Consider the following 26,613-nt stretch of genomic DNA (forward strand, 5'->3'; position numbering starts at 1 on the left):
GAGGCGCGCCCCGGTCCTTTTCTGACATCCGGCGGCGGCACCCGAGGGCGCGCGCCAGCAAAGGGCAGGGCAGGCCGTGAGCTATATTCTCAACCGCATCCTCTCGATGCTTCTGACGCTGTTTCTGATCTCGGCGATCACCTTTGCGGTGACCAATATCCTGCCGGGCGACGTGGCGATGATGATCATGGGCACCCAGTCCAACCCCGAGGCGCTGGCGGGCCTGCGCGAGTCGCTGGGGCTGAACGATCCGCTGCTGGTGCAATACGGCCGCTGGATCGGCGGCATGCTCACGGGCGACTGGGGCACCTCGCTGGTGTTCAAGGAGCCGATCGCGCCGCTGTTGCTGCAAAAGATGACGGCGAGCGGGCTGATCGTCCTGTTCTCCATGAGCATCGCGCTGATCTGCGCGGTGCCGCTGGGGGTCTGGGCGGCGGTGCATCCCAACCGCTGGCAGGACACCGCGTCGAGCTCGGCCGCGCTGCTGGGCGTCAGCCTGCCGGATTTCTTCTGGGGGATCATGATGATCCTGCTGTTCGCCCGCGGGCTGCACTGGCTGCCCTCCTCGGGCTTTGTCGATCCGGGCGAGGATCTGCTGCTGGCCTTCCGCCATGCGCTGCTGCCGTCGCTGGCGCTGGGGCTGGGGCTGATGGCGCATCTGACGCGGATGACGCGGGCCACCATGACCGGCATTCTCAACCAGGAATTCATCCGCGTCGCCCGTGCCAAGGGGCTGGGCGAGCGTACCGTGGTCTGGCGCTATGGGCTGGCCAACGCGGTGGGGCCGGTGATGACCGTGGCCGGGCTTCAGGTCGGCTATCTCTTCGGCTCGATCATCGTGATCGAGAGCCTGTTCAACTATACCGGCATGGGCTGGCTGACCTATCAGGCGCTGCTCAACCGCGACATCCCGCTGATCCAGGCCAGCGTCTTTGTCATCGCCGCCGTTGTCATGCTCGCCAACCTGATCGTGGACCTGCTTTACGTTCTGGTCGACCCGAGGATCCGTCTGTCATGAAGCTGCCTGCCTCTTTCCGAACCTCCAAGGGGATGCTCGGCATCGGTCTGGTGCTGGCGATCCTGCTGATCGCGGTGATCGCGCCGGTGCTGATCCCCGCCGACTGGGCCACCAAGATGGACATGCGCGCGCGTCTGTCGCCGCCCACCTGGGCGCATCCGCTGGGCACCGACCAACTGGGGCGCGATCTGATGTACCGTGTGCTGCTGGGCGCGCGAACCTCGATCGCCATCGCCAGCGCGGCGGTGCTGATGTCGATCGTGATCGGCCTGCCGCTGGGGCTGATCTCGGGCTATGCCGGGCGCACGACCGACAACGTGTTGATGCGTCTGGTCGACACGCTGCTGGCCTTTCCGGCGCTGCTACTGGCGCTGACCATCAGCGCGGTGCTGGGCCCCAACCTGCAAAACACCATCATCGCCATCGGCATCGCCTTCACCCCCTTTCTCGCCCGCATCATCCGGGGCGAGGCGCTGCGGGTGGCGCAGATGCCTTATGTCGAGGCCGCGCGCACCGCCGGCAACTCCGACGCGCGGCTGATCGTGCGGCATATTCTGCCCAACATCATGCCGGCGGTGATCGTGCAGTCCACCATCAGCCTGGCCTTCGCCATCCTGGCCGAGGCGGGGCTGAGTTTTCTTGGCCTCGGCACCCAGCCGCCGGATGCCTCCTGGGGGCTGATGATCCAGGCCTCGCGCGATTACCTCGACCGCGCCCCCTGGACCGCGCTGGTGCCGGGGGCGGCGGTGGCGCTGACCGTGCTTGGCCTCAATATGTTCGGAGACGCGCTGCGCGACGCGCTCGACCCCAGATCGAAGGGAGCCTCGTGATGCTGGACGATGTCAGGCCGCTGGTCGCGATCGACAATCTGCGGGTCGAGTTCCAGGGCGAGGAGGGCCCCATCGTCGGGGTCGAGGATGTCAGTTTCACCATCGCGCCGGGCGAGACCCTCTGCGTCGTGGGTGAAAGCGGATCGGGCAAATCGGTGACCTCGCTGTCGCTGATGCGACTGGTCGAGTTCGGCGGCGGGCGGATCACCGGCGGACGGCTGGAGTTTGCCAGCGCCGCGGGCGTGATTGATGTGGCCGGCGCCGACGACGCGACCATGCGCGCCATTCGCGGCAAAGAGATCGGGATGATCTTTCAGGAGCCGATGACCTCGCTCAACCCGGTCTTTACCATCGAGAGGCAGATGACCGATGGGCTGAGGATGCATATGGGGCTATCGGGCGAGGCGGCCCGCGCCCGCGCGCTGGAATTGCTCAAGCAGGTCCGCATCCCCGAGCCGGAGCGGCGGCTGAAGCAATATCCGCATGAGCTGTCCGGCGGCATGCGCCAGCGGGTGGTGATCGCCATGGCGATGGCCTGCAAGCCGCGCCTGCTGATCGCGGACGAGCCGACGACGGCGCTGGATGTGACCATTCAGGCCGAGATCCTGTCGCTGATCAACCGGCTGAAACGCGAAACCGGCATGGCGGTGCTGTTCATCACCCATGACATGGCGGTGGTGGCGCAGGTGGCCGACCGGGTCGTGGTGATGTGCCAGGGCAAGCTGGTCGAGGAGGGGCCGGTCGAGCAGATCTTCGCCAGCCCGAAACAGGACTACACCCGCGCGCTGCTGGCGGCGGTGCCGCGGCTGGGCGAGATGCGCGGCAAATCCGCGCCCGAACCGATGCGCCTGATCGGGGACGAAGCCGATGTGCGGGCGCCGCTGCTGCCGCAGGCGCCCGAGCCGCTGCTGGAGGTGTCGAACCTGACCACGCGCTACCCGGTCAAGGGCGGGCTGATCCGCCGCACCGTGGCGAATGTGCATGCGGTCGAGGACGTCAGCTTTACCATCAACAAGGGCGAGACGCTGGCCCTTGTGGGCGAATCCGGTTGCGGCAAATCGAGCTGCGGCCGCTCGATCCTGCGGCTGTCCGAGCCGACCTCGGGCACGGTGCTGCTGGACAAGTGCGACATCATCGGGCTGAGCGCGCGCGACCTGCGCCGCGCCTGGCGCGACATGCAGATGGTGTTCCAGGATCCCTTTGCCTCGCTCAACCCCTATATGCGGCTGCGCGAACAGGTGGCCGAACCGCTGCGCAACTTCGGCCTGGCCAAGGGCAGCGAGGTTGAGGACCGCGTCGCCGGTCTCTTCGACCGGGTGCACCTGCCGCGCAGCTTCATGTCGCGCTTTCCGCACGAGCTCTCGGGCGGTCAGCGCCAGCGGGTGGCGATCGCCCGGGCGCTGGCGGTGCGGCCCAAGCTGATCATCGCCGACGAGTCGGTCAGCGCGCTGGATGTCTCGGTGCAGGCGCAGGTGCTGAACCTGATGATGGAGCTTCAGGCCGAGCTTGGCGTCTCCTTCCTCTTCATCAGCCATGACATGGCGGTGGTCGAACGGGTCTCGCACCGGGTCGGCGTGATGTACCGCGGCCGGCTGGTGGAAATCGGCAGCCGTGCGCAGGTGTTCGAGACGCCGCGGCACGAGTATACCCGCACTCTGCTCAGCGCGGTGCCGATCGCCGATCCGACCCGGCGCACCATCGGCGACGATCTGAACTTTCGCCCGATCCCCTCGCCAGTGTTCCCGCTGGGGCATGAACCGGGCCCCTCCGAATATGACGAGGTGGCGCCCGGCCATCTCGTGCTGAAGGACACCATGACCTGAAACCGGGGCCTTGCGCCCGAACCGAGAGACCTGAGATCGCCATGACCCATCTTGTGAAAGCCAGCCCGGAAACCTGCGCCTGGGGCTATTTCGACGCCACGCTGGAACCGGCGCTCGAAATTCAAAGCGGCGAGACCGTGACCATCGAAACCGTCTCTGGCGGGCCGGACCATCTGCCGGCCGAAGGCTCCGGAATGTACATTCCACCCGAGCTTTTGGATATTCACGCCCACTCCCCCCGGCAGGAGCCGGGGCATATCCTGACCGGTCCGGTGGCGGTGAAGGGGGCGCGGCCCGGCCATGTGCTGGAGGTTCAGATCCTCGACGTCAAGCTGCGCCAGGATTGGGGCTGGAACATCATCCGCCCGCTCGCCGGCACGCTGCCCGACGACTTTCAGACCGGGCGCACCGAGATTATCCCGCTCGATCTCGACGCGATGACCGGGCGGATGTCCTGGGGGCTGGAACTGCCGCTGAAGCCGTTCTTCGGCGTGATGGGCGTGGCGCCGCCGCCGAACTGGGGCCGCATCTCGACCATCCAGCCCAGGGTGCATGGCGGCAATCTGGATAACAAGGAACTGGTGGCGGGCAGCACGCTTTTCCTGCCGGTGCAGGCCGAGGGGGCGCTGTTCTCCTGCGGCGACGGACACGGGGTGCAGGGCGATGGCGAGGTCTGCGTCACCGCGATCGAGACCGCGTTGGAGGGCAGCTTCCGCCTAACGGTCCGCGAGGATCTGACGTTCACCTATCCCCGCGCCGAGACGCCGACGCATCTGATCACCATGGGGATGCATGAGGATCTGGACCGCTGCGCCGAGATGGCGCTGCGCGACATGATCGCCTGGATCACCGACCGCACCGCGCTGAGCCGGGAAGACGCTTATATGCTTTGCTCTCTTGCGGGCGATCTGCGGATCACGCAAACCGTCAATGGCAACAAGGGCGTCCATATGATGATGGAAACCGCTCTGGTGCCGGAAAAACAGGGCTGAGGAGGGGGCGGACATGACTGTAAAGACAGCGATTATCGGGCTGGGGATCATGGGGCGGCGGATGCTGGAGCATATGGAGCTGCATGAAGGGTACGCCCCGGTCGCCCTGTGGGATCCCGATCCGGCGGCCTGCGCGGAGGCGCAACGCATCGCGCCCGGCGCGCAGATCGCGGCATCGGCGGAGGACGCAATGAAAGCCGCCGATCTGGTCTATCTCGCCTGTCCGCCGGTGCCGCGCAAAGCCTATGCGCTGGCGGCGGCCGGGGCCGGTAAGGCGGTGTTCCTGGAAAAGCCGCTGGGCGTCGATGTCGCCGAGAGCGAGGCGCTGGTCGCGGGGCTGAAGGCGGCGGCGGTTCCGGCGGCGGTGAATTTCACCCAGGCCGCCGGCGCCGCGCTGAGCGGGGTGGCCGAGGCCGCGCGCACCGGCGCGCTGGGGGATCTGGCGGGGGCCGACATGGTGGTGACCTATGCCGCCTGGCCGCGCGCCTGGCAAAGGGGCGCGGACTGGCTGCGCTTTCGCGCCGAGGGCGGCATGACGCGCGAGGTGATCTCGCATTTCCTGTTCTTCTCCGAACGCATCCTCGGGCCGCTGTCGGTGGTCTGGGCGCGCCCGTCCTATCCCGACGATCCGGCGCTGTGCGAAACCCATATGCTTGCGCGGCTGGAGAATGCGGACGGCCTCCCGGTCACCATCATGGCAAGCGTCGGCGGGGCGCAGCCCGACCGGCAGGAACTGATCATCAAGGGGGGCAAGACCAGCCGCCGGATCACGGAATTCCACATCGACGCGGTGTCGGACGGTGGGGATTTTTCCGAGCTTGGCGAGCGGCCAGCCGATCCGCGTGCGGTCAGCCTCAAGGCGCAGCTTGACGATCTGGCGCTCTGCATCGCCGGCGAGCCCCATAGGCTCGCTACCCCACAAGAGGCGCTGCGGGTGCAGAAGCTGGTCGAACAGATGCTGGCGGGGAAGGGGTGACAGCCTTCCTTTGAGCGAAGCCCTGGCGCGGAACAAGCCTTTGGGGCGCCACGCAAGCGCCGGACTGTCTCCACGGTCTGGCGCTTGGCCGACGTGGGCGCGCCGCTTGGGTTTCGTCCGGATTTGGCTGGGACAAAGCGCACCGAACTGCCGTTGCAGCGTCAGCCGCCGGTCCGGTGCTTGCGCAGCTTGTTCTGTGGGACGGGCGATGACAACAGGGGCGGCCGCTGCGCCGGTTCAGCGTCGCTGCGTCCTGCTTTGGCGCCTTCACTCGCCCTCCGGCACTCCGATCGTCTCGCGCCGCAGCTCGTCCTTCACCGAAACCGCATGCGCCGCGATTTCTTCCATCGGCGCGAACCAGACTTCGTCGGTGGACAGCGCCCGTTCGATTAGCCGCTCCATCTCGCGCCAGCGGGCCAGGCGCCCGGTCAGGAACGGGTGCAGCACCGGCATCCAGAAGCCGCCCTCATCCAGCATCGCCTCGAATTCCTCGGCAAAGGCGCGGATGCCGTCCGACGGCGCCCGCACCGGCATCAGATAGTCGATCTCGCCGAAATGGGCGAAGGGCGGCCAGTCGTCGGTGCCCCAGTGCGGCGGCAGTTCGATCAGGCTGCCCCGGGGCGTTTCCACCAGATAGGGCAGATCGTCGGCCATCATCGAGCTGTCGTAGAGAAACTCGTGCTCGATCAGCCGCGCGACCATCTTCGGCGTCAGGCTGTAGACCGGCGCGCGATAGCCGCGCGGTGCCCGCCCGGTCATCCGCACATGCACCTCCAGCGCGCGTTCGAACAGCTCCGCCTCGCGGTCGTCGGAATGCTCCATCGGATCCTCGTGGCACCAGGAATGATGGCCGATTTCATGGCCGTCCCTGAGAATTGCCTCGACCGTGGCGGGATAGGTTTCCATCACCCAGGCCGGCATGAAAAACGTTTGCCGCAGCCCCAGTCGCCGATAGCTTTCCAGAATGCGCGGCATCGCCACCGTCGGCCCGTAGCGTCCCATCGAGATCGGCTGCAACCGCAGCTCTGCGTCCTCCGGTCGGGCCGAGCGGATCAGCGAATCGGCGTCGATGTCGAAGGTGACCGAGGCGGCGCAGCGTTTGCCTTTGGGCCAGGTGATCGGGTGCAAGAACATGAAAAACTCCTGTGACTGTCGGCGACGTGCGGCTCAGACGGATCCGACCGCGAAAAGCGCGGCCAGATCGTTGCGCAACCGCTGTTCAATCTCGTCCCGGCTAAGCTCGTCGGCTGAGATGAACTGGATGAATCGTGCGTTCTGAAGGTGAAACAGCGCCTTGCCGAGGTGGGAGGCGTCGATGTCGGGCGAAAGTTTTCCGGCCTGCTGCAACCGTTCGATCCGGCGCACCAGAACAAAGGCAAGCTGCTGGTCGAGCTTGAAATACGCGCGGGTGAGCTGGGTCACGCCGCCGGTGGTCACCGCGGCGATCACCTGCCGCCAGATCACCTTGTCGAGGTTGGCGATGGCGTGATCCATGATGTCGCGGGCGAATTGCAGCATCAGATCGGTCAGCGAGGCCGGCTCCTTGGGCAGGGTGGATTCCAGCTTTTCGATCAACAGCTTGTCGCTTTCGATCACCAGCGCCAGCAGCACGCCGGCCTTGGTGCCGTAATAGTTGTGGACGGTCACGCCCGACACGCCCGCCGCCTCGGCGATGCCCTCGATGGTGGTCTTTTCGAACCCCTGCTGACGAAACAGCGTCTTTGCCGAGGTTACGATCCGATTCCGGCGGTCTTCTTTCTGGCGGGCTCTGAGGCTGGACACGGGGTTCCTCCGGGTTCGGCGGGCTGATGGGGCCTGTGGCGTTGACTGACTTTATCTCAACAAAATTTTTTATTGAATAAAAAAATTTATCGAGTACGATTTTTTGTCAAGGAACGAATCCAACTTCGCAGTGAGGTCTGAACATGCGTAAATGTCTGAACATTGCCGCCGCGGCGGCTGTTGCAATCGGGGCGGGGGCGGGCGTGGCCTCGGCCGATACCGTCAATGTAGGGGTCTGCGTGTCCTGGCCCGGCTATGCGATGCTCGAGGTCGCGCGTCAAAAGGGGCTGATCCCCGACCACGATCTGAACATCACCATCTTCGAGGATCCGCTGGGCGGGCACTCGGCGCTGGCCGCCGGTCAGCTCGACGTTTACGGTTGCACCGCCGATTACACGCCGCTGATCGTGGATCGCGGCACCGAAGTGGTCAACGTGGCGTTCCTGAACCCGTCCTACGGGGTCGATCATATAATCCTGGCACCGGACACCGAAACCGCCGACCTGAAGGGCAAGAAGGTCTCCGCGCCGCAGGCCTATATCGGTCATCTGCTGATGGGGATCTGGCTGGACTCGGTCGGCATCGCGCCGGAAGAGGTCGAATGGGTCAACCTCAACGCCGACGAGGCAGTCGGTCCGATGCTGTCGGGCGACATCTCGGCCGCCTATATGTACGAGCCGTGGATCTCCAAGGTGCTGGAGGCCAACCCCGGTTCGAAAAGCGTCGTCAATACCGCCGATCCTGAGGTGCTCAAGAGCGGCATCTTCATGGATGCGCTCTATATGAACAAATCCTTCATCGAGGAAAAGCGCGACGTGGCGCTGGCGGTGCTCAAGGCGCGCTGGGATGGTCTGGGGTACTGGAACCAGCACACCGAAGAGACCAACGCGCTGATGGCCGAGTTCCTGCAGTGGCCGGCAGAGGATATTGGCTATGTCATCGGCACCGACGGCAAGAGCTTCGAGGGCGGCATCTACATGCTCGACTTTGACGAAAGCGCCCGCCTCTGCGGCGTGCTGGAGGGCGACGGCCCGCTCGGGATGGCCAACGGCTCGATGACCGGCTCGATCGCGCTGACCAACGAATGGTGGGTCAAGCTGGGCCTGATGGACAAGACCATCGATGCGGCCAAGGGCGTCGACTGCTCGTTGATGGGCGATCTGGTGGCCTCCGGCTACCGCCAGGCGCTGACGGCGCACTGAACCCGGGACGGGGGCGCCGCGCGAGGCGTCCCCTTTCCCCATTTTGCCAAGGAGGTGGGCCTTGTCCTCTGACACGCGTTCCAAACCGTTTTTCAGGCTCAGGCAGCCTGCGGGCCGAAAACAGCGCCTGTTTTCCGCCCTTGGGATCTGGGCGATCTTTTTCGGCGTCTGGGTGTTCGCCTCGTCCACCGGCATGGTGAACGAATTGCTGGTTCCCGCGCCGCAAAAGGTGTTCGCCTCCACCTATGACCTGTTCGCCGCGCGCGGTTTTGCCGGCGACGTGCTGATCTCGATCAGCCGCGTTCTGGGCGCCTTTGCCATGGCCTGCCTGGTGGCGGTGCCGCTTGGGGTGATGATGGGCAGCTTTCCCGCCGTCGAGGCGATCTTTGCCCCCTTCGTCTCGGCCTGGCGCTATCTTCCGGCGCCGTCCTTCATCCCGATCCTGCTGATGTGGTTCGGCACCGGCGAGGCGCCGAAACTGGCGCTGCTGTTCATCGGGGTGATCTTCTTTCTGATCACGCTGGTGATGGACCACACCAAGAACGTGCGCGAGGAGCTGGTGGAAACCGCCCTGACGCTGGGTGCGCGCCGCTCGACCGTGGTGATGAAGGTGATCTTTCCCGCCGTTCTGCCCGATATTGTCATCGCCATGCGGCAGATGCTGGCGATGGCCTGGACCTATCTGGTGATCGCCGAGATCGTCGCCTCGACCACGGGCATCGGCGCCATGATGATGCGCGCGCGGCGGTTCCTGAAGACCGATGAGATATTGTCCGGCATCATCGTGATCGGCGCGCTGGGGCTGCTGTTCGATCTCGCGTTCGCCGCGTTGCACCGCTGGATGTTCCCCTATCTGAGGAAGACACGCTGATGACCGCCGACAGCATTCTGGAAATCCGCAACGTTTCCAAATCCTTCGACATCGCCGGCGGGAAAAAGCTGCTGGCGGTGGACGACATCTCGTTCGATGTGGAGCGCAATTCCATCTGCGTGCTGCTCGGCCCCTCGGGCTGCGGCAAGTCCACCGTGCTGCGGATGATGGCGGGGCTCGAAACCCCGACCTCCGGCGCGGTGATGATCGGCGGCCATGCGGTGGACGGTCCGGGGCAGGACCGCGGCATGGTGTTCCAGGCCTATACCTCCTTCGACTGGCTGTCGGTGCAGAAGAACGTCGAATTCGGGATGAAGATCAACGGCGTGCCCGCCGCCGAGCGGCGCGAGCGGGCGGCCCATTTCACCGAGCTGGTGGGGCTGGGAAAATTTTCCGAGGCCTATCCGTCGCAACTGTCGGGCGGCATGCGCCAGCGCGTGGCCATCGCGCGCACGCTCGCCAACGGGCCCGAGGTGCTGCTGATGGACGAACCCTTCGGGGCGCTCGACGCCGAGACCCGCTGGCTGATGCAGGAGCTTATGATCGACGTGGCCGAAAAGACCAACACCACCATGGTCGTCGTCACCCACGATCTGGAAGAGGCGATCTTTCTGGCCGACAAGATCGTCTTTCTGTCCAGCCACCCGGGCCGCCTGAAGGAAGAGATCGTGCCGGACTTCAAACAGGGCCGGCGCATCGGCGACAAGGAACATGTGGTCAAACTGGACGGCTATGGCAATCTTGAGGCGCATCTGATGCGTCTGATGCGCGAAGAGGGGCGGCACGCGGCATGAGTGTAAGTTTCGATTTCACCGGCAAATCGGTTCTGGTCACCGGCGCCAGCAGCGGCATCGGCTACGGCGTGGCCATGGGCTTTGCCCGCGCCGGCGCCGATCTGACCATCTTGTCCTCGACGCCGGAAATCCATGCGGCAGCGCGGCAGATGCCCGGAACCGTGAAAGCCATCGAATGCGACATCGCCGATGCCGCCATGGTGACCGAGCGGCTGAGCGGGATCGAGCATGTCGACGTGCTGATCAACAATGCGGGGCTGGAGCGGCCGACGCCGCTGACCGGCAAGAACCCCGATGGCAACGAGACCTTCGAACGGATCGTGGCGATCAACATCACCGGCACCCAGAACGTGACCGACACGCTGGTCACCCGCATCGCCGACGGCGGGCGGATCATCCTGACCGCCTCGATCTGGGCGCGCACGGCGGTGCCGGGCTTTTCGGCCTATGTCGCCAGCAAACACGCCAATCTGGGCCTGATGCGCGCCTGGGCTCAGGAGCTCGGGCCGCGCGGCATCCGGGTGAACGCGGTCTGCCCCGGCTGGGTCAAGACCGGCCCGGCGATGAACTCGCTGCGCGAACTGGCGCAAACCAGCGGCCGCAGCGAGGATGAGGTCGCGCGGGAAATCATGTCGGCCCAGGCGATCGACGGGCTGATGGAGCCGGCGGACATGGCCGATATCTACATGTTCCTGGCCTCCTCCGGCGGCGCCAATATCACCGGGCAGGCGATCAACGTGGATCGCGGCGAGGTGATGTCGTGAGCCTGACGGGCAAGGTGGCCCTCGTCACCGGCGGATCGCGCGGCATCGGCCGGGCCATCGCGCTGGCGCTGGCGGGGCAGGGCGCGCGGGTGGCGATCTGTCATTACCGCGATCCGAAGGCGGCGGAAACGCTGGCCGAGATCGCGGCGCTGTCGGGCGGCATCGCCGTCGAGGCCGATGTCTCGGACGAGGGGCAGGTGCAGGCGCTGTTCGATACGGTGGGCGATCAGCTCGGCCCGGTGGATATTCTGGTCAACAATGCCGGGATTCTGTACGAAAGCCCGCTGACCGAAACCGATGTGGCCGATTTCGACCGGGTGATCGCCGTCAACCTGCGCGGCACCTTCCTGAACGCGCGCGAATTCATCCGCCGCAGCCGGTCGGGCCGCATCATCAACATCGCCAGCGATCTCGGCGTTATCGGGCGCGAGGATATGGCCGGCTATACCGCGTCGAAGGGCGGCATCATCGCCCTGACCCGGACGCTGGCGCGGGAGCTGGCGCCCGATGTGCTGGTCAACGCCATCGCGCCGGGATCGATCGAGACGGACATGACCAGCCCGGCCAGCATGAGCCCCGAACAGATCGCCAAGGATCTGGACACCCCCCTTGCCCGCTTCGGCCAGCCGCAGGAGATCGCCGCCATGGCGTTGTTCCTTGCCGGTCCCGACAGCGGTTTCATCACCGGTCAATGCTTCGGCGTGAACGGTGGCAGCGTGATGCAGTGACCAAGGATAGCGACATGAGCACCGATCCCTTTTTCCACCCCGTCTCCGGTTTCGATCTGCCCCGTTATGCCGGCGTGCCGACCTTCATGCGGCTGCCGCATGTGGGCTTGGATGATCCGCGCCTGGCCGATGTGCAGATCGGCCTGATCGGCACGCCCTGGGACAGCGGCACCACCAACCGCCCCGGCCCCCGCCACGGGCCGCGGCAGCTGCGCGACATGTCCACCATGATGCGCGCCCAGAACGGCGCCACTGGTGTGCGCCCGTTCGAGATGGTGAACTGCGCCGATCTGGGCGACGTGGCCCCCAACCCGGCCGATCTGCACGACAGCATGACCCGCATCACCGCCTTCTACGACAGGGTGCGCGACGCGGGGATCGTGCCGCTGACCGCCGGCGGCGATCACCTGAATTCGCTGCCGATCCTGCGCGCGTTAGGAAGGTCCGAGCCGGTGGGAATGATCCATTTCGACAGCCACACCGACCTGTTCAAGAGTTACTTTGGCGGCACGCAATACACTCACGGAACGCCCTTTCGCCGAGCGATCGAGGAAGGGCTGCTCGACCCCACCCGTGTCGTCCAGATCGGGATCCGCGGCACCACCTATGACAGCGAGGACCGCGATTTCGCGGACAGCGTCGGTGTCCGCGTGATCCCGATCGAAGAATTCCATGCCCGCGGCCCCGAGGACGTGATGGTGGAGGCAAAGGAGATCGCCGGCGACCGGCCGACCTACGTGTCCTACGACATCGACTTCGTCGATCCGGCCTTTGCCCCCGGCACCGGCACGCCGGAGGTGGGCGGGCCGAATTCCTACCAGGCGATCCAGGTTGCGCGGATGCTCGACGGCGTCAACATCATCGGCGCCGATCTGGTCGAGGTCTCGCCGCCCTTCGACGCCTCCGGCGCGACCGCCTATCTGGGCGCGTCGATCATGTTCGAGATGCTCTGCAATATGGCGCTGCGGGTCAAAGGCTGAGCCGCCGCCCGCGACCCCCGGCGCCGGCACCGGGCAGGGCGGTCGCCCTGCAACACACCGGGGCCGGGCGCGGGCCGGCGGTTCCAACCCCCCGGCATATCCCCTAAGCTGAACCTCCAAGCCGGGGGACAGGCCATGCCGGATCACCGAGACAGCAACCGCGACACCACCCTTTTGGGGGGTGGTTGCGCCGGGGCGGTTTGCCGGGCGCAGTCGGCCTGTGACGGGCGGTTCCGCGGCCGGTGGCGGGGGAAATGAGCGCGTGACCGCCAGCCGCCGCCCCTTGATTGTTTTCTCCGACCTTGACGGGACGCTGTTGGGCCACGGCGATTATTCCTGGGCGCCCGCCGCGCCGGCGCTGCGGCAGTTGCGGCGGATCGGGGCGGGGCTGGTGCTGGCCTCCAGCAAGACGGCGGCCGAGGTCGCCCCGCTGCGGGCCGAAATCGGTTTTGACGACTGGCCGGCCATCGTCGAGAACGGCTGCGGCCTGCTGCCGCCGGGACAGGCGGACAGCGACGGCACCGAAACCTACTGCAAGATCCGAGCCCTGTTGCCGGACCTGCCGCGGGGCTTCCGTGGTTTCGGTGACCTGTCGGTGGAAGAGGTGACCGAGGCGACCGGCCTGCCGCTGGCCGAGGCCGCGCGCGCCAAGACCCGGCAGTCCAGCGAGCCGGGGATCTGGACCGGCACCGGACAGGGGCTGGAGGAGTTCCTCGCCGCCGCCTCGGCACTCGGCCTGACCGCCCGGCGCGGCGGCCGGTTCCTGACGCTCTCGATGGGCGGGACCAAGGCCGACCGGATGGACGAGATCCTCCGCGCCCATGGCCCGCGCCATTCGATCGCCCTGGGCGATGCGCCGAACGATGTGGAAATGCTGCAACGGGCAGAGTTTGGCGTGATCGTCAGCAACGATCATGCCCCGCCGCTGCCCGCCTTGCCGGGCGAGGCGACCGGGCACATCCTGCGCACGCGCCAGCAAGGCCCGCAGGGCTGGGCAGAGGGCATTTCACGCCTCTTGCTGGAACTGGACCTGATCAGGGAGCCGATTGCCGATGGCTGACTTTCACCAGAACGGAAACATTGCGACGCTGCACAATCTGCGCACGCGCGACCTGGACGATCTGACCTATGAGCTCTCGGCCTTTGCCGAGACGCGCAAGATCACCCTGATCCTGCCCTCCCTCTATTCCGAGCTTGAGGGCGAGGCGCTGCCGCATATCCTCGACGAGCTTGCCCAGGTGCCCTATCTGCACCGCATCGTGATCGGGCTGGACCAGGCGGACGAGGCGCAGTTCCGCCATGCGCAGCGGTTCTTTTCCCGCCTGCCGCAGACCCATATGGTGATCTGGAACGACAGCCCGCGGATGCAGGCGCTTGTGCAGCGGCTGGAGCGTCTGGGGCTGGCCCCGCAGGAGCCGGGCAAGGGCAGGAACGTCTGGACCTGCATCGGTTATCTGATCGCCTGCGCCGACAGCGCGGTGATGGCGCTGCATGATTGCGATATCCTGACCTATGACCGCGAGATGCTGGCGCGGCTGATCTATCCGGTGGCGAACCCCGGCTTTCCCTACCAGATGGCCAAGGGCTATTACCCGCGCATCGGCGATGGCAAGCTGAACGGCCGGGTGACGCGGCTGCTGGTCAGCCCGCTGCTGATCGCGCTGAAACGGGTCGTGGGGGATCGCGATTACCTCGATTACCTGCGCAGCTTCCGCTATCCGCTGTCGGGTGAGTTCGCCATGCGCACGCCGACGCTGCCGGACCTTCGCATCCCCTCGGACTGGGGGCTGGAGATCGGCGTGCTGTCCGAGGCCTGGCGCAACCTGGCGCCGCAGTCGGTCTGCCAGGTGGAAATATCCGACGCCTATGACCACAAACATCAGGAGCTGTCGCCCGAGGATGCCAGCCGCGGCCTCAGCCGCATGTCCACCGATATCTGCAAGGCGATCTTCCGCAAGCTGGCCGCCGACGGCACGGTGTTCACCCCGAACGTGTTCCGCACGCTGAAGGCCACCTATTACCGCTGCGCGCTGGACCTGCTGGAAAGCTTCTATGCCGACGCGCGGATGAACGGGCTGGCGGTGGACCGCCACAAGGAAGAGAAATCCATCGAGCTTTTCGCCGAGAACATCATCCGCGCCGGCCAGGTGTTCCTCGACAACCCGCACGAAAGCCCGTTCATCCCCACATGGAACCGGGTGCATTCCGCCGATCCGGAGTTTCTGGCGGACATGCGCCGGGCGGCGGCGGCGGATCTTGAGGAGTATGCAGCGGGCTGAAAGAGGTCGGCCTGCGGCCCTGTTCCGCACAGGTGGGGCAAATCCACAGGCCTCGTTCAGCTCCGGTTCGAGATCCAGCGGCACTGGTAGGGGCTGAAGGGGATCTCGGGGCCGGTCGGAATGACCGCCTCTTCGGACAGCAGATCGACCCAGTGGTCGTCCTCGATCAGGTTGATCTCCGACGGGCTGATCAGAACCGTCTCGTCGCTGACATTGTGGATGGCAAAGACCGACTGGGTGCGATCCAGGCTCTGACGCCAGACCCCGAACAGCCGCTCGTCCAGCCGCAGGGTGAACTGGGTGGCGTTGGGGTGGAACGCCTTTTGCCGGGCGCGCAGGCGCAGCCGATGCGACAGCCCGTGCAACACCTGTGCCTGCTCCGAGGCGGGATCGGCCAGACGCCTGAGCAATTCGGGATAATCCCAGCGGTGGCGGTTGATGGCGCGGTTCATGCCGCGCCGTTCGACGCCCTCGTGATCGTTCGGGGTGGCCAGCATCGAATGGATGTAGAACGCCGGGATCCCCTCCAGCGACATCACGATGGTCTGCGAGCAAAGGAACCGGGCGATGTGATGAGCGGCATCCTCGCCCCTGAAGGTATGCCGCATCGCATCGAAGAGCGATGAGTTCAGCTCATAGGGTTCCTCGCCGCCGCCGGGCGTGGCCCGCATCGACACCAGCCCGCCGGCCTGCCGCACGGTGTCGATCATCCGCGCCTTTTCCTCGGGCGGCAGCACCCCCTCGGCGGGGCGCATGCCGATGCCGTCGTGGCTGGCGGTGAAGTTGAGATAGGCACACCCCAGTTGCGCCGGCGGCATCGCCGATTGCCAGCGGTGCAGGTATTTCGCGGTGCCCGACTGCATCGCATGCAGGATCAGCGGCGGCAGCGGAAAGTTGTAGACCGCGTGCGCCTCGTTTCCGTTGCCGAAATACGAAAGGTTTTCCGTGCGCGGCACGTTGGTTTCGGTCAGCAGCACCACCGGTTCGACCGCATAGTCGCAGAGCAGCCGGATCAGCTGCACGATGGCGTGGGTCTGCGGCAGGTGGATGCAGGGCGTGCCCACCTCTTTCCACAGAAAGGCGACCGCATCCAGCCGCAGGGTGCGCACCCCCTTGTCGATGTGCATCCGGATGATGCGCAGCATCTCCAGCAGCACCTCGGGGTTGCGGAAATCCAGATCGATCTGGTCATGGCTGAAGGTGCACCAGACATGGCGCGGCCCGTCCCTGGTTCCGACCTTCTGCAACAGCGGCGTCGTGCGGGGGCGCACCACGTCGGACAGATCGTCCGCGGGGCTGGCCTCGAAAAAGAACCGGTCATAGGGCGGCAGGCGCTGGCGATAGGCGTTGAACCACGGCCCCTGGCTGGAGACGTGGTTCAGCACCAGATCCGACATCAGGTGGAACCGCTCGGCGATGCGGCCGATGTCGGACCATTCGCCCAGTTGCGGGTTGACCGCGCGGTAATCCGTCACCGCGAACCCGTCGTCCGAGGTGTAGGGAAAGAACGGCAGGATATGCACGCCGTTGACCACCCCCTCCATATGGCGGGTCAGGAAATCGTGCAGCAGATCCAGCGGTTTATGACTGCCGTCGACGATCGAATTGCCATAGGTGATCAGCAGACTGTCGTGCTCGGACCATAGCCGGTTGCCGGGCGAGCGCGCCCGCTGGCGGCGGTGGGTGTCCCCGGGCCAGAAGGCCTCGACAATCTGGCTGATCACGATGTCGGCGTCGAACTCCGGATAGACATGGCGGACCAGCCCGGTCAGGCGCGCGTGGAAGGCATTGATCGTCGTGGACACCTTGGGTCGGCTCCTCGCGTACAGGGCGGCCGGAGGGCTGCCGGGTGGGGATAAGTCTGGCGCGTCCGGGCCCGGAGTCAAACCGGCCGCCGGGCGCCCGGGGATGGGGCGTCAGACCGAGACGCTGCTCATCAGTGCGTCGCGCGCGACCGCGCCCTTGCGGCCGCTCAGCTTCACCGCGCCGCGCTCGACCACATAAAAGCTGTCTCCAAGGTCGTAGGCAAAGCTGAAATACTGCTCGACCAGCACGATGGCCATTTCGCCCTTTTCCCGCAGCCGCTCGATCACCCGGCCGATCTGCTGGATGATATTCGGCTGAATGCCCTCGGTCGGCTCGTCCAGCAGCAGCAGCTTGGGCTTGGCGATCAGCGCCCGCGCGATGGCAAGCTGCTGTTGCTGCCCGCCCGACAGGTCGCCGCCGCGACGATGCAGGAAATCCTTCAGGATCGGGAACAGCTCGAAAATCTCATCGGGGACGACGTGCTCGCTGCGCGGCAGGCAGGCAAAGCCGGTCTCAAGGTTCTCGCGCACCGTCAGCAGCGGAAAGATGTCACGCCCCTGCGGGACGTAACCGACACCCTTTCGGGCGAGGACATGCGCCGGTGCCCGGCCGATGGTCTCTCCGTCCAGAACATAGCTGCCGCCCGAGCGCGGGTGGGTGCCCGAGATCGCCTTCATCAGGCTGGTCTTGCCGACCCCGTTTGTGCCCATCACGCAGGTCACTTCGCCCTGCTTCGCGGTCAGATCGATTCCGTTCAGGATCCGGCTGCCGCCGTAATGCAGGGTCAGCCCCTCGATTTTCAGCATGTCAGCGTCCAAGATAGACCTCGATGACCTGTTCGTTCCGGGTGACGTGATCGAGCGAGCCTTCGGCCAGAACCGCCCCCTCGTGCAGCACGGTGACCTTGCAGTCGAGACGGCGCACGAATTCCATGTCGTGCTCCACCACGACGACGGCGCGGGTCTTGGCGGCCTCTTTCAGAAGATCGGTGGTGTGCTCCCGCTCGGCCAGGGTCATGCCGGCGGCCGGTTCGTCCACCAGCAGCAGGCGCGGCTCCTGCGCCAGCAGCATGCCGATCTCCAGCCATTGCTTCTGGCCGTGGCTCAGCTCGCCCGCCTTGCGATGCAGCGCGGCGGAAAGGCCAATTTCGTCGGCCAGCTCCGCCACCCGGTCCCGGTCGGCGGCGACGGGGCGGAACATCAACACGGCAAAAGGATTGCGGTCCTTCTTCAGCGCCATCATCAGGTTGTCTGCGACGCTCTGATCCTCGAACACGGTGGGGCGCTGGAACTTGCGCCCGATGCCCATCTGCGCGATCCGGCTTTCGGAGAGCGACAGCAGCGAGACGCTCTTTTCGCCATAGGTGACGCGGCCCTCGTCGGGCCGGGTCTTGCCGGTGACGATGTCCATGAACGTCGTCTTGCCGGCCCCGTTCGGGCCGATCACCGCGCGCAGCTCGGCCTCGCCTATCTGGAACGACAGGTTGTTGATCGCCCTGAACCCGTCGAAAGAGACGGAGACGCCGGAGACCTCAAGCAGTGTTGTCATTGATCCGCCTCCCGTTCGCGCAGCGCGCCTGCGTCGGGGCCAAGGTCGGCGCCATGGCGGTCCGGGCTCTTGATCCGCGCGGCCAGATCGACCAGCCCGCCGATGCCCTTGGGCGCGAACAGCGTCACCGCGACAAAGGACAGGCCCAGCAGCACCGTCCACCAGTCGACCCATTGGATGCGCAGCGGCCCGAGCACCAGATCGGGCGCCTGCCCGCCGGTGAACCAGGTCGACAGCAGCGAAACGAAACCGGCCCCGATCACCGCGCCGTAAAGCCGGCCGCGCCCGCCGATGGCGACCCAGACGGCGAGGTAGATCGAGGCGATGGGCGCGATCTCGGCGGGGTTGATGATGCCGGCCTGCGGGTAATAGAGCGCTCCGGCGATGCTGGCGATCACCGCGGTCAGGGTAAAGACCACCAGTTTGAACCCCTCGACCGGATAGCCGAGGAAGCGCACCCGCGTCTCGTCGTCGCGGATGGCCCGGATGACCGAGCCGAACTTGCCCGAGACCAGCCAGGCGCAGAACAGGTATCCCACCCCCAGCGCCAGCGCCGAGGCCCAGAAGAACCACAGCGAGACCGCCGATTGCGGGATGTCATCCAGTCCCGGCAGGTTCTGCAGCCCCGACAACCCGTTGTTGCCCCTCAGCCCGCTGTCGTTCTGGAACAGGTACAGCGACAGCGCCAGCGTCATCGCCTGGGTCAGGATCGAGAGATACACCCCGGTCACCCGGCTGCGGAACGCCAGCCAGCCGAACACCAGCGCCAGCAGCCCCGGCACCACCACCACGGCGGCCAGTTGCAGCGGCAGCGAATGGGCAAAGGCCCAGACGGGCGGAAACTCAGACGCGCCGACGACGCCAAAGATCTGGGTGGCGATGCCGTCGGAAATCTCCTGTGCGGTGGGCGGCAGCTCGGCTGCGGCGAGGCTGTCGGCGACGATCATGCGGGTACGCTCGTACATCAGCCACATGCCGACGGCATAGCCGCCGAGGCCAAAGAACGCCATGTGCCCCAGCGACAGGATCCCGCAATAGCCCCAGACCAGATCCATCGCCAAAGCGACGAGGCAGAAGCACAGCGTCTTGCCCAGCGTCTTGACAAAACTGGTCGAGATCGCGCCGATCCCGGCGCCCTCGGACAGCAGCGTCACGCCAAGCGTGAACAGCGCCAGGATGGTGAGGAACACCAGCACCGAGGGATGTCGCAGCACCAGCGGCCGGCGCGCGGGGGCGGAGAGGGTCATATCGCTCATCTCACGCCTCCGCCGCGCGGCCCTTGAGGGCGATGATGCCCCGCGGCCGGACCTGGATAAAGAGGATGATGAACAGGATCATATAGGTCTGCGCCGCCAGCGTGTTGGACGGGTTGAACCACTCGATCCCCTTTTGCATCGTGCCCACCAGAGTGGCGCCGACCAGCGCGCCCCAGATATTGCCGACACCGCCCACCACCACGGTCATGAAGGACTGCACGATATAATCCTGCCCCATCTCCGAGGTGACCTTGGCGTAAAGCCCGATGGCGACACCGGCGATCCCGGCGATGCCGGAGCCGAGGCCGAAGGTCAGCATGTTGATGCGGTCTGGGTTGATCCCCATCGATCCCGCCATGCGCGGGTTCTGCGTCACCGCCCGCACCTCCAGCCCGATCCGCGTGCGGTTCATCACAAAAAGGAACAGCCCGAGGAACAGCAGCGCCAGCACGAAGATCGCGATGCGGATATAGCTGATCGAGACGATGTCGTTCAGCACCAGCGATCCGTCCAGCCAATCGGGCGAGGTGAGCGGCCGGGCCTGGGTGCCAAAGATGTTCTTGGCGATCTGCTGCAAGGCGATCGAGATGCCGAAGGTCGCCAGCAGCGTCTCCAGCGGCCGGTGGCGCAACCAGCGGATCACCAGCCGCTCCATCGCCACCCCGGCGCCGAAGGTCACCGCAAAGGCCAGCGGGATCGCGACCAGGATCGAAATCGTATAGTCGGGAATGATCTGCTGGACCACGTATCCGGTATAGGCGCCCATCATGATGAATTCGCCATGGGCCATGTTGATCACCCCCATCACGCCGAAGGTGATGGCCAGCCCGATGGCGGCGAGGAAATAGATCGAGGCGAGCGACAGCGCATCGAGCACCAGATCGGCGGCCCGGTTCAGGTTGACCTTGGTCTCGATGGCGTCCAGCGCGCCCCGCGCGGCCAGCGCGACGGCGGGCGGCGCGCCGATGAACCGCTCGAAAATCACATGCGCGGCCAGCGCCGCGTCGATCTCGGCGTCGGTCGCAACGGCGGCGACCCTGCCGGCCTCGGCCAGCCTGGCATAGGCGGCATCGCGGGCCGCCTCGGTATCCAGCTGGGCCACCCGGTAGCCGCCCACCGTGCCATCGCGCAGCTGGGCGACGAGCGCGTCGCGCTTGTCCGCCCGGGTGATCGCGGGGGGCGCGACCCCTGCGGCCACCAGCAGCGCATAGGCGTCTGCGCGGGGCAGGGCGCCGCCGCCCGGTTTCAGGGTGCGGGCGATGTCGTCGCCCTGCGGGGCCTCGGCGGCGAATTCGATCCTTGTGGCGATCAGCGGGTTGAGCGTGGCGCGCACATCGACGGCGGGATCGCCGGCAAAGCTTTCGATCGCGGCGATCCGGGCTGCGTCGTCTTCGTCAAAGCGGATGGTCAGCAGCCGTTCCAGCCGCGCCTTGCGGGTCCTGAGCGCGGCATCGTCCTCGGCCCCGGCGGCCTTGCGCAGCGCCGCCAGATGCGAGGCCTCCGGGTCGCGTTCGATGGCGTCGAGCGCGGTGGCCCGGGTGGCCGGATCGGGCGCGCTGAGCTGGAACTGCACCAGCGCCGCGCCGATCATGCCGCGAATGCCGGAGTTCGGCTTGAGCTGTTTATAGCCGTCGTCCGCCACCGCACCGATTTCGGTGTCGCCGGCGGGATCGAAGATGCGGATGGTGTCGCGGTCGATCTCTTCGGCAAAGACGAACAGACCGCTTTCCTCGTCGCGCCACATTTCCTTGGCCTGCCAGCGTTCCAGCACCCGCTGCGCCGCGGACAGCCCGCTGGCGGCCAGCGCGTCGATCGCCGGGCCGATGGTCTTGCGCGAGCTTTTGGCTATCACATCGCCATGCGCCTGCAAAAGCTCCTGGATCGGTGCCCCGGCATCCTGCGCCAGTGCGGGCGCGGCCAGCAGGCAGTTCAGGCAGAATAAAATATGTCTGATGATTTTGCTCATGCGTCACCCTGGGGAAGGCCGGGGGCGAAGGGCCGCCCCCGGTAGAACTCAGGTGTCACATCAGTAGTTCGACTTGATCTGGACGCAGGATTTGGTCTCGGTGTTGTACATCCCGCAGCCCAGATCCTTCCAGTCCGAGATCAGAACCGCCGATTCCGGCAGATAATCGGTCCAGGCGTCGCCCGGCACCTCGGTGGTCTGGCTGATGATGTCGAACTGGCCATCGTCCTGGATTTCGCCGATCAGCACCGGCTTGGCCAGGTGATGGTTCACGCCCATGACGGCGGTGCCGCCGGTCAGGTTCGGATACTCCTGCCCCCACATCGCCGCGCGCACCGCGTCCACATCGGTGGTGCCGGCCTCGGTCGCCGCGTTCACCCACATGTTGAAGCCGATGAAATGGGCCTCCATCGGGTCATTGGTCACACGCTCTTCGCCCATCTTCGCCTTCCAGGCGGCGATGAAGGCGTCATTTGCCTCGGATTCCGCCGACTGGAAATAGTTCCAGGCGGCCAGGTGCCCGACCAGGTTGGAGGTGTCGAGACCCGAAAGCTCCTCCTCGCCGACCGAAAAGGCGACCACGGGGATGTCATCGGCCGAAATGGCGGCGGCGGCCAGTTCCTTGTAAAAGCCGACGTTGGCATCGCCGTTGATGGTGCTGATCACGCCCACCTTCTTGCCATCGGCCCCCAGCGCCACCACGTCGGCGACGATCTTGGACCAGTCGGAATGGCCGAACGGGGTATAGTTGACAAAGATGTCCTCGGCCGGGATGCCCTTGGACTTCAGATAACTTTCCAGAATGTTGTTCGTAGTGCGCGGATAGACATAGTCGGTGCCCAGCAGCGCGAATTTCTCCACTCCCAGTTCCTCAAGGAAATAGTCGGTCGCCGGGATCGCCTGCTGGTTCGGCGCGGCACCGGTGTAAAAGACGTTCTTGGAGCTTTCCTCGCCCTCGTACTGCACCGGGTAGAACAGCAGACCGTTCAATTCCTCGATCACCGGCAGGACCGATTTGCGGCTGACACTGGTCCAGTTGCCGAACATCACATCGACATCATGCACGGTCAGCAGCTCGCGCGCCTTTTCGGCGAACAGCGGCCAGTCCGAGGCCGGATCGACCACCACCGCCTCGATCTGGCAGCCCAGCAGGCCGCCCTTTGCGTTCTGCTCGTCGATCAGCATCAGCATGGTGTCTTTGAGCGTGGTTTCCGAGATCGCCATGGTCCCCGAGAGCGAGTGCAGCACCCCCACCTTGATCGGGCAATCCTGAGCCAGCGCAGGCAGGCCCGCAGCGACGAGCGCGGCCGCCGCGGTCGTCATGAACAGTTTATTGGTCATCGCAGTGTCCCTCATTGTTGACGTGGGATAACCGTTGCCAGGGCGCCCAATGGCGCCATGATGCCCCCACGCATCCAGTCTGCGTAGTGCGGTGGTGCGATGCTTGACCGGCAGCATCACCGCACGCCACATGCCGTGCGGACAGCCCGCCGGCAGGGAATTGGTGGCACAGAATGTCGCAGTCTCAGGAGCAAGACTCGCGCAGTCGGCGCCTGGCTTCGTGAGGTGTGATTGATTATTGGGCGGTCGAGCCGTGACTGCCTGATTTCAAGTCATTCTGCGAGTGCGAAATGGGCGTCGTCGCCCCCTCTCTGTCATTCGCCCCACAGGGTAAGCCGCGCAAGCGCCGGACCGTGGGCTGGCGCTTGCGCGGCGCCCTTTGGGCTTGTTCCGCGCGGGGGCTTGGCTCAGAGGCTCGCCTCGGTCGGCGTCGGAGGTCTTGAGGGCGCTTCTCCAGACATACGAGGATGGCCTCTTGTGAGACCGGCGGTTACGGCTTTCACCTCCTGGCCGCGTTGCCCGCGCGGGTTGTCCCTACCACTTTGCGACGGCCCGCATTGCCACCGGCCCGGCCAGACTTGCGGTCCAGAGCGTCATCTCCGTGCCCTCGTCCTCGGCGTTGAGGGTGAAATCGCCGGTGTCGAAGATCGGTGACAGGCTGCGGAAATCGAAGGTCGCGGGCGCGGCCCCGCGCAGGTCGGCGGCGTATTGCGCCAGCAGGGTCGCCTGCATCGGCCCATGCACGATCAGCCCCGGATACCCCTCCTCGTCGCGTACATAGGGCGCGTCGTAGTGGATGCGGTGGCCGTTGAAGGTCAGCGCCGAGTAGCGGAACAGCAGCGCCGCGCTGGGAACGATCCGGCGCGAGGAGGCCCCCTGGGGTGCGGGCTCCGGCTCGGACGTCGGCCCGGACGTCGGCTGTTTGCCCGGGGCCTCGGCGGCGCGATAGACGATATCCTGCCGTTCGGTCAGGGCGGGGCGACCGTCGCTCTCCACGTGGTGGGTCACGGTGACGAAACACAGCGTGCCGCTGCGCCCCTCTTTCACCCGCACGTCCCCGATGACCGAACGGCGGCTGACCGTCTCGCCGATGCGGATCGGCCCGTGAAAGTCAAAGGCGCCACCCGCCCACATCCGTCGCGGCAGCGGAACGGGGGGCAGAAAACCGCCCCGCGCCGGGTGGCCGTCGGGGCCCAGTTCGGCGGTCGGCGCCGCCGGCTGGCCGAGGCAGAGGTGGATCAGCCGCGGCGCCTCCGCCCCATCCTCCAGCGGCGAGCTGCGGTCGAAGGTGGCGTTGAACCGTTGCACCAGCGCGCCGGTCAGCAGCTCCGACTGGCTTTCTTCCCGGCCGATCCAGCCGCGCAGGTGGTCAATGTCGATCTGCATGGGCTCAGCCCTCCCGTTTCTCAAGCGCCGGCACCGGGCCGTAGTCGCGCGCCTCATCCTGCCACAACGGGGCCGGGGCAGGGTAGGCCACCGGTCCCATCGGCGTCTCGACGGTGATGCGGCGCAGATGCGGATGCGCCGACAGCCCGGCCATGTCGTTGACCGTGGCCAGCGCCACATTGGCCTGAAGCAGGGCGTCGATGGCCGCGTCGCTGTCGCGGCGGGCAAAGCCTTCGGCCACCAGCGCATCGGTCTCGGCACGGTTGGCGACCCGGTCCACATTGGTGGCAAAGCGCGGGTCGCTGCCCAGCTCGGGCTGGCCGAGGAACCCGGAGCAGAGGGCCCGCCACTCCCGGTCGCTCTGGACCGAGATCAGGATCTGCCGCTCGTCGCGGGCGCTGAACACGCCATAGGGCGCGATCGAGGGGTGCGCCATGCCCACCCGTTTCGGGCTCTTGCCGCCCTCGTGGTTCAGCAGCGGCACGGTCAGCCAGTCCGCCATCACGTCGAACATCGAGACCGAGATATTGGCGCCGCTGCCGGTGATCCCGCGCCGGATCAGCGCCTCCAGGATCGCCGAATGGGCGGTCGCCCCGGTGGCGATATCGACGATGGAGAGCCCCACGCGCGCGGGTTCCGTCGGGCCGCCGGTGATCGAACAGAGGCCGGATTCGGCCTGGATCAGCAGGTCATAGGCCTTGCGGTCGGCCATCGGGCCGCCCTCGCCATAGCCCGAGATCGAACAGGTGATGAGGCGTGGAAACGCCTCCTGCAGCCGCTCGAACGAAAACCCCAGCCGCGCCAGTGCGCCGCGCTTGAGGTTCTGCACCAGCACGTCGGCCTCGCCCAGCAGCCGCTCCAGCTCTGCCTTGCCCTCTGGCGAGGTCAGGTCCAGCGCGGTGGAGGTCTTGCCGCGGTTCAGCCAGACGAAATAGCTCGATTGCCCGGCGGCCACGTCGTCGTAACCGCGGGCGAAATCGCCCTCCGGCCGCTCGATCTTGATCACCTCGGCGCCGGCATCGGCCAGCCGCGAGGTGGCAAAGGGCGCCGCCACCGCCTGTTCGATGGCCACCACCTTGAGCCCCTCCAGCGGCAGGGCCATCAGAACGACCTCGGCAGGTCGAGGATATGTTCGGCCACATAGGACAGGATCAGGTTGGTCGAGATCGGCGCCACCTGATAGAGGCGGGTTTCGCGGAACTTGCGCTCCACATCGTATTCGCAGGCGAAGCCGAACCCGCCGTGGAACTGGATGCAGGCGTTCGCCGCCTCCCAGCTTGCCTTGGCGGCCAGGTATTTGGCCATGTTCGCCTCTGCCCCGCAGGGCAGGCCGGCGTCGAACAGCGCGCAGGCCTTGTCGCGCATCAGCCCTGCCGCCTCGACCTCGATATGCGCCTCTGCGATGGGGAACTGCACCCCCTGGTTCTGGCCGATCGGACGGCCGAAAACCACGCGTTCGCGGACGTAATTGCTGACCCGGTCGATGAACCAATGACCGTCGCCGATGCATTCGGCGGCGATAAGCGTGCGCTCGGCGTTCAGCCCGGTCAGGATGTATTTGAACCCCTTGCCCTCTTCGCCGATCAGGTTCTCCTCGGGGATCTCCAGATTGTCGAAGAACAGCTCGTTGGTCTCGTGGTTGACCATGTTGAGGATCGGCCGCACGGTCATCCCCGATTTCATCGCCTCCTTGATATCGACCAGAAAGATCGACAGCCCCTCGGATTTCTTCTTCACCTCGGCCAGCGGCGTGGTCCGCGCCAGCAGGATCATCAGGTCGGAATGCTGCACCCGGCTGATCCAGACCTTCTGACCGTTGATGACGTATTTGCCGCCCTTCTTCACCGCCGTGGTCTTGATCTTGGTGGTGTCGGTGCCGGTGGTGGGCTCGGTCACGCCCATCGACTGCAGCCGCAGCTCGCCGCTGGCGATCTTGGGCAGGTATTTCTGCCGCTGCGCTTCCGAGCCGTGCCGCACCAGCGTGTTCATGTTGTACATCTGGCCGTGACAGGCGCCCGAATTGCCGCCCGAGCGGTTGATCTCCTCCATGATGACCGAGGCCTCGGCCAGCCCGAGGCCGGAGCCGCCGTATTCCTCGGGGATCAGCGCCGCCATCCAGCCAGCCTGGGTCAGCGCCTCGACGAACTCTTCCGGGTAACCGCGCGCCTCGTCCACCTTGCGGTGGTATTCGTCCGGAAACTGGGCGCAAAGTGCGCGCACCGCGTCGCGGATATCCTGGTAGGGATCGGTCTGGGTCTGCTGCATGTCGTC

The 26,613-nt window shown here is 66.0% G+C and carries 24 protein-coding genes; 13 read left to right on the plus strand and 11 right to left on the minus strand.

All coding sequences use genetic code 11. The features are described 5' to 3' along the window. Window positions 1-76: 76 nt before the first annotated feature. From E1832_RS09625 to E1832_RS09645, 5 genes are read left to right on the plus strand one after another with little or no spacing between them, the layout of a single operon-like run. A complete protein-coding gene (locus tag E1832_RS09625) occupies window positions 77-1,018 on the plus strand; it encodes an ABC transporter permease (protein ID WP_206021035.1) in 942 nt (313 codons plus the stop codon). Then, window positions 1,015-1,848: an ABC transporter permease gene (locus tag E1832_RS09630; RefSeq protein ID WP_133359535.1), complete on the plus strand. Its 834-nt coding sequence runs from the start codon at window positions 1,015-1,017 to the stop codon at window positions 1,846-1,848. The genes E1832_RS09625 and E1832_RS09630 overlap by 4 nt, the downstream gene beginning before the upstream one ends. After that, on the plus strand, window positions 1,848-3,671 hold the full coding sequence (locus E1832_RS09635) for an ABC transporter ATP-binding protein (protein ID WP_133359536.1): 1,824 nt from the start codon (window positions 1,848-1,850) through the stop codon (window positions 3,669-3,671). Before E1832_RS09630 ends, E1832_RS09635 begins: the two co-directional genes overlap by 1 nt. A 41-nt stretch (window positions 3,672-3,712) precedes the next feature. Continuing rightward, window positions 3,713-4,663 (plus strand): acetamidase/formamidase family protein, encoded by a 951-nt coding sequence (locus E1832_RS09640; RefSeq protein WP_133359537.1) that lies wholly within the window; start codon window positions 3,713-3,715, stop codon window positions 4,661-4,663. Between the two features lie 13 nt (window positions 4,664-4,676). Continuing rightward, the gene (locus tag E1832_RS09645; protein ID WP_133359538.1) at window positions 4,677-5,639 is read left to right on the plus strand and encodes a Gfo/Idh/MocA family protein; all 963 of its coding nucleotides are present in this window, start codon (window positions 4,677-4,679) and stop codon (window positions 5,637-5,639) included. Window positions 5,640-5,906: 267 nt separating this feature from the next. Here E1832_RS09645 and E1832_RS09650 read toward each other — a convergent pair whose 3' ends face one another. Beyond that, on the minus strand, window positions 5,907-6,773 hold the full coding sequence (locus tag E1832_RS09650) for a polysaccharide deacetylase family protein (protein ID WP_133359539.1): 867 nt from the start codon (window positions 6,771-6,773) through the stop codon (window positions 5,907-5,909). A 33-nt stretch (window positions 6,774-6,806) separates the two neighbouring features. Continuing rightward, window positions 6,807-7,421, minus strand: a complete 615-nt coding sequence (locus E1832_RS09655) for a TetR/AcrR family transcriptional regulator (RefSeq protein ID WP_133359540.1) — start codon at window positions 7,419-7,421, stop codon at window positions 6,807-6,809. A gap of 143 nt (window positions 7,422-7,564) precedes the next feature. On the opposite strand from E1832_RS09655, the gene E1832_RS09660 reads away from it, so the two are divergent. The 8 genes from E1832_RS09660 to E1832_RS09695 all read left to right on the plus strand — a co-directional run bounded on the left by E1832_RS09660 (window position 7,565) and on the right by E1832_RS09695 (window position 15,039). Then, window positions 7,565-8,623 (plus strand): ABC transporter substrate-binding protein, encoded by a 1,059-nt coding sequence (locus tag E1832_RS09660; RefSeq protein WP_133359541.1) that lies wholly within the window; start codon window positions 7,565-7,567, stop codon window positions 8,621-8,623. 61 nt (window positions 8,624-8,684) lie between these two features. Continuing rightward, on the plus strand, window positions 8,685-9,494 hold the full coding sequence (locus tag E1832_RS09665; protein WP_133359542.1) for an ABC transporter permease: 810 nt from the start codon (window positions 8,685-8,687) through the stop codon (window positions 9,492-9,494). Continuing rightward, window positions 9,494-10,288 (plus strand): ABC transporter ATP-binding protein, encoded by a 795-nt coding sequence (locus E1832_RS09670; RefSeq protein WP_133359543.1) that lies wholly within the window; start codon window positions 9,494-9,496, stop codon window positions 10,286-10,288. The genes E1832_RS09665 and E1832_RS09670 overlap by 1 nt, the downstream gene beginning before the upstream one ends. Further along, window positions 10,285-11,052: an SDR family NAD(P)-dependent oxidoreductase gene (locus E1832_RS09675; protein ID WP_133359544.1), complete on the plus strand. Its 768-nt coding sequence runs from the start codon at window positions 10,285-10,287 to the stop codon at window positions 11,050-11,052. The genes E1832_RS09670 and E1832_RS09675 overlap by 4 nt, the downstream gene beginning before the upstream one ends. Then, window positions 11,049-11,780, plus strand: coding sequence for an SDR family NAD(P)-dependent oxidoreductase (locus tag E1832_RS09680; protein WP_133359545.1), 732 nt, complete (start codon window positions 11,049-11,051; stop codon window positions 11,778-11,780). Before E1832_RS09675 ends, E1832_RS09680 begins: the two co-directional genes overlap by 4 nt. A gap of 14 nt (window positions 11,781-11,794) precedes the next feature. Next, window positions 11,795-12,760 (plus strand): agmatinase, encoded by a 966-nt coding sequence (gene speB, locus E1832_RS09685; protein ID WP_133359546.1) that lies wholly within the window; start codon window positions 11,795-11,797, stop codon window positions 12,758-12,760. 262 nt (window positions 12,761-13,022) lie between these two features. Then, window positions 13,023-13,820 (plus strand): HAD-IIB family hydrolase, encoded by a 798-nt coding sequence (locus E1832_RS09690; protein WP_133359547.1) that lies wholly within the window; start codon window positions 13,023-13,025, stop codon window positions 13,818-13,820. Further along, a complete protein-coding gene (locus E1832_RS09695) occupies window positions 13,813-15,039 on the plus strand; it encodes a glycosyltransferase family protein (RefSeq protein WP_133359548.1) in 1,227 nt (408 codons plus the stop codon). The genes E1832_RS09690 and E1832_RS09695 overlap by 8 nt, the downstream gene beginning before the upstream one ends. Window positions 15,040-15,095: 56 nt before the next feature. On the opposite strand, the gene E1832_RS09700 is transcribed toward E1832_RS09695, so the two are convergent. The 9 genes from E1832_RS09700 to E1832_RS09740 all read right to left on the minus strand — a co-directional run bounded on the left by E1832_RS09700 (window position 15,096) and on the right by E1832_RS09740 (window position 26,607). Further along, window positions 15,096-16,844, minus strand: a complete 1,749-nt coding sequence (locus tag E1832_RS09700; RefSeq protein WP_133359549.1) for a sugar phosphorylase — start codon at window positions 16,842-16,844, stop codon at window positions 15,096-15,098. 111 nt (window positions 16,845-16,955) lie between these two features. Next, window positions 16,956-17,651 carry an urea ABC transporter ATP-binding subunit UrtE gene (urtE, locus tag E1832_RS09705; RefSeq protein ID WP_133359550.1) on the minus strand — a complete coding sequence of 232 codons (696 nt, stop codon included), beginning with the start codon at window positions 17,649-17,651 and terminating at the stop codon, window positions 16,956-16,958. 1 nt (window position 17,652) lies between these two features. Continuing rightward, window positions 17,653-18,393 carry an urea ABC transporter ATP-binding protein UrtD gene (urtD, locus tag E1832_RS09710; protein ID WP_133359551.1) on the minus strand — a complete coding sequence of 247 codons (741 nt, stop codon included), beginning with the start codon at window positions 18,391-18,393 and terminating at the stop codon, window positions 17,653-17,655. Further along, window positions 18,390-19,649: an urea ABC transporter permease subunit UrtC gene (gene urtC / locus E1832_RS09715; protein WP_133359552.1), complete on the minus strand. Its 1,260-nt coding sequence runs from the start codon at window positions 19,647-19,649 to the stop codon at window positions 18,390-18,392. The genes urtD and urtC overlap by 4 nt, the downstream gene beginning before the upstream one ends. A 1-nt stretch (window position 19,650) precedes the next feature. Next, window positions 19,651-21,615, minus strand: a complete 1,965-nt coding sequence (gene urtB, locus E1832_RS09720) for an urea ABC transporter permease subunit UrtB (RefSeq protein ID WP_133359553.1) — start codon at window positions 21,613-21,615, stop codon at window positions 19,651-19,653. A 60-nt stretch (window positions 21,616-21,675) separates the two neighbouring features. Then, complete coding sequence (urtA, locus tag E1832_RS09725; protein ID WP_425358965.1) at window positions 21,676-22,956, minus strand: urea ABC transporter substrate-binding protein; 1,281 nt, start codon at window positions 22,954-22,956, stop codon at window positions 21,676-21,678. A 534-nt stretch (window positions 22,957-23,490) separates the two neighbouring features. Beyond that, window positions 23,491-24,342, minus strand: a complete 852-nt coding sequence (locus E1832_RS09730; RefSeq protein WP_133359554.1) for an HTD2 family dehydratase — start codon at window positions 24,340-24,342, stop codon at window positions 23,491-23,493. 4 nt (window positions 24,343-24,346) lie between these two features. Beyond that, window positions 24,347-25,444, minus strand: a complete 1,098-nt coding sequence (locus E1832_RS09735) for a CaiB/BaiF CoA transferase family protein (RefSeq protein WP_133359555.1) — start codon at window positions 25,442-25,444, stop codon at window positions 24,347-24,349. Beyond that, window positions 25,444-26,607 carry an acyl-CoA dehydrogenase family protein gene (locus tag E1832_RS09740; protein WP_133359556.1) on the minus strand — a complete coding sequence of 388 codons (1,164 nt, stop codon included), beginning with the start codon at window positions 26,605-26,607 and terminating at the stop codon, window positions 25,444-25,446. The genes E1832_RS09735 and E1832_RS09740 overlap by 1 nt, the downstream gene beginning before the upstream one ends. Window positions 26,608-26,613: the final 6 nt, after the last annotated feature.

The organism is Antarcticimicrobium luteum (assembly GCF_004358185.1).
GTDB classification, from domain to species: Bacteria; Pseudomonadota; Alphaproteobacteria; order Rhodobacterales; family Rhodobacteraceae; genus Antarcticimicrobium; species Antarcticimicrobium luteum.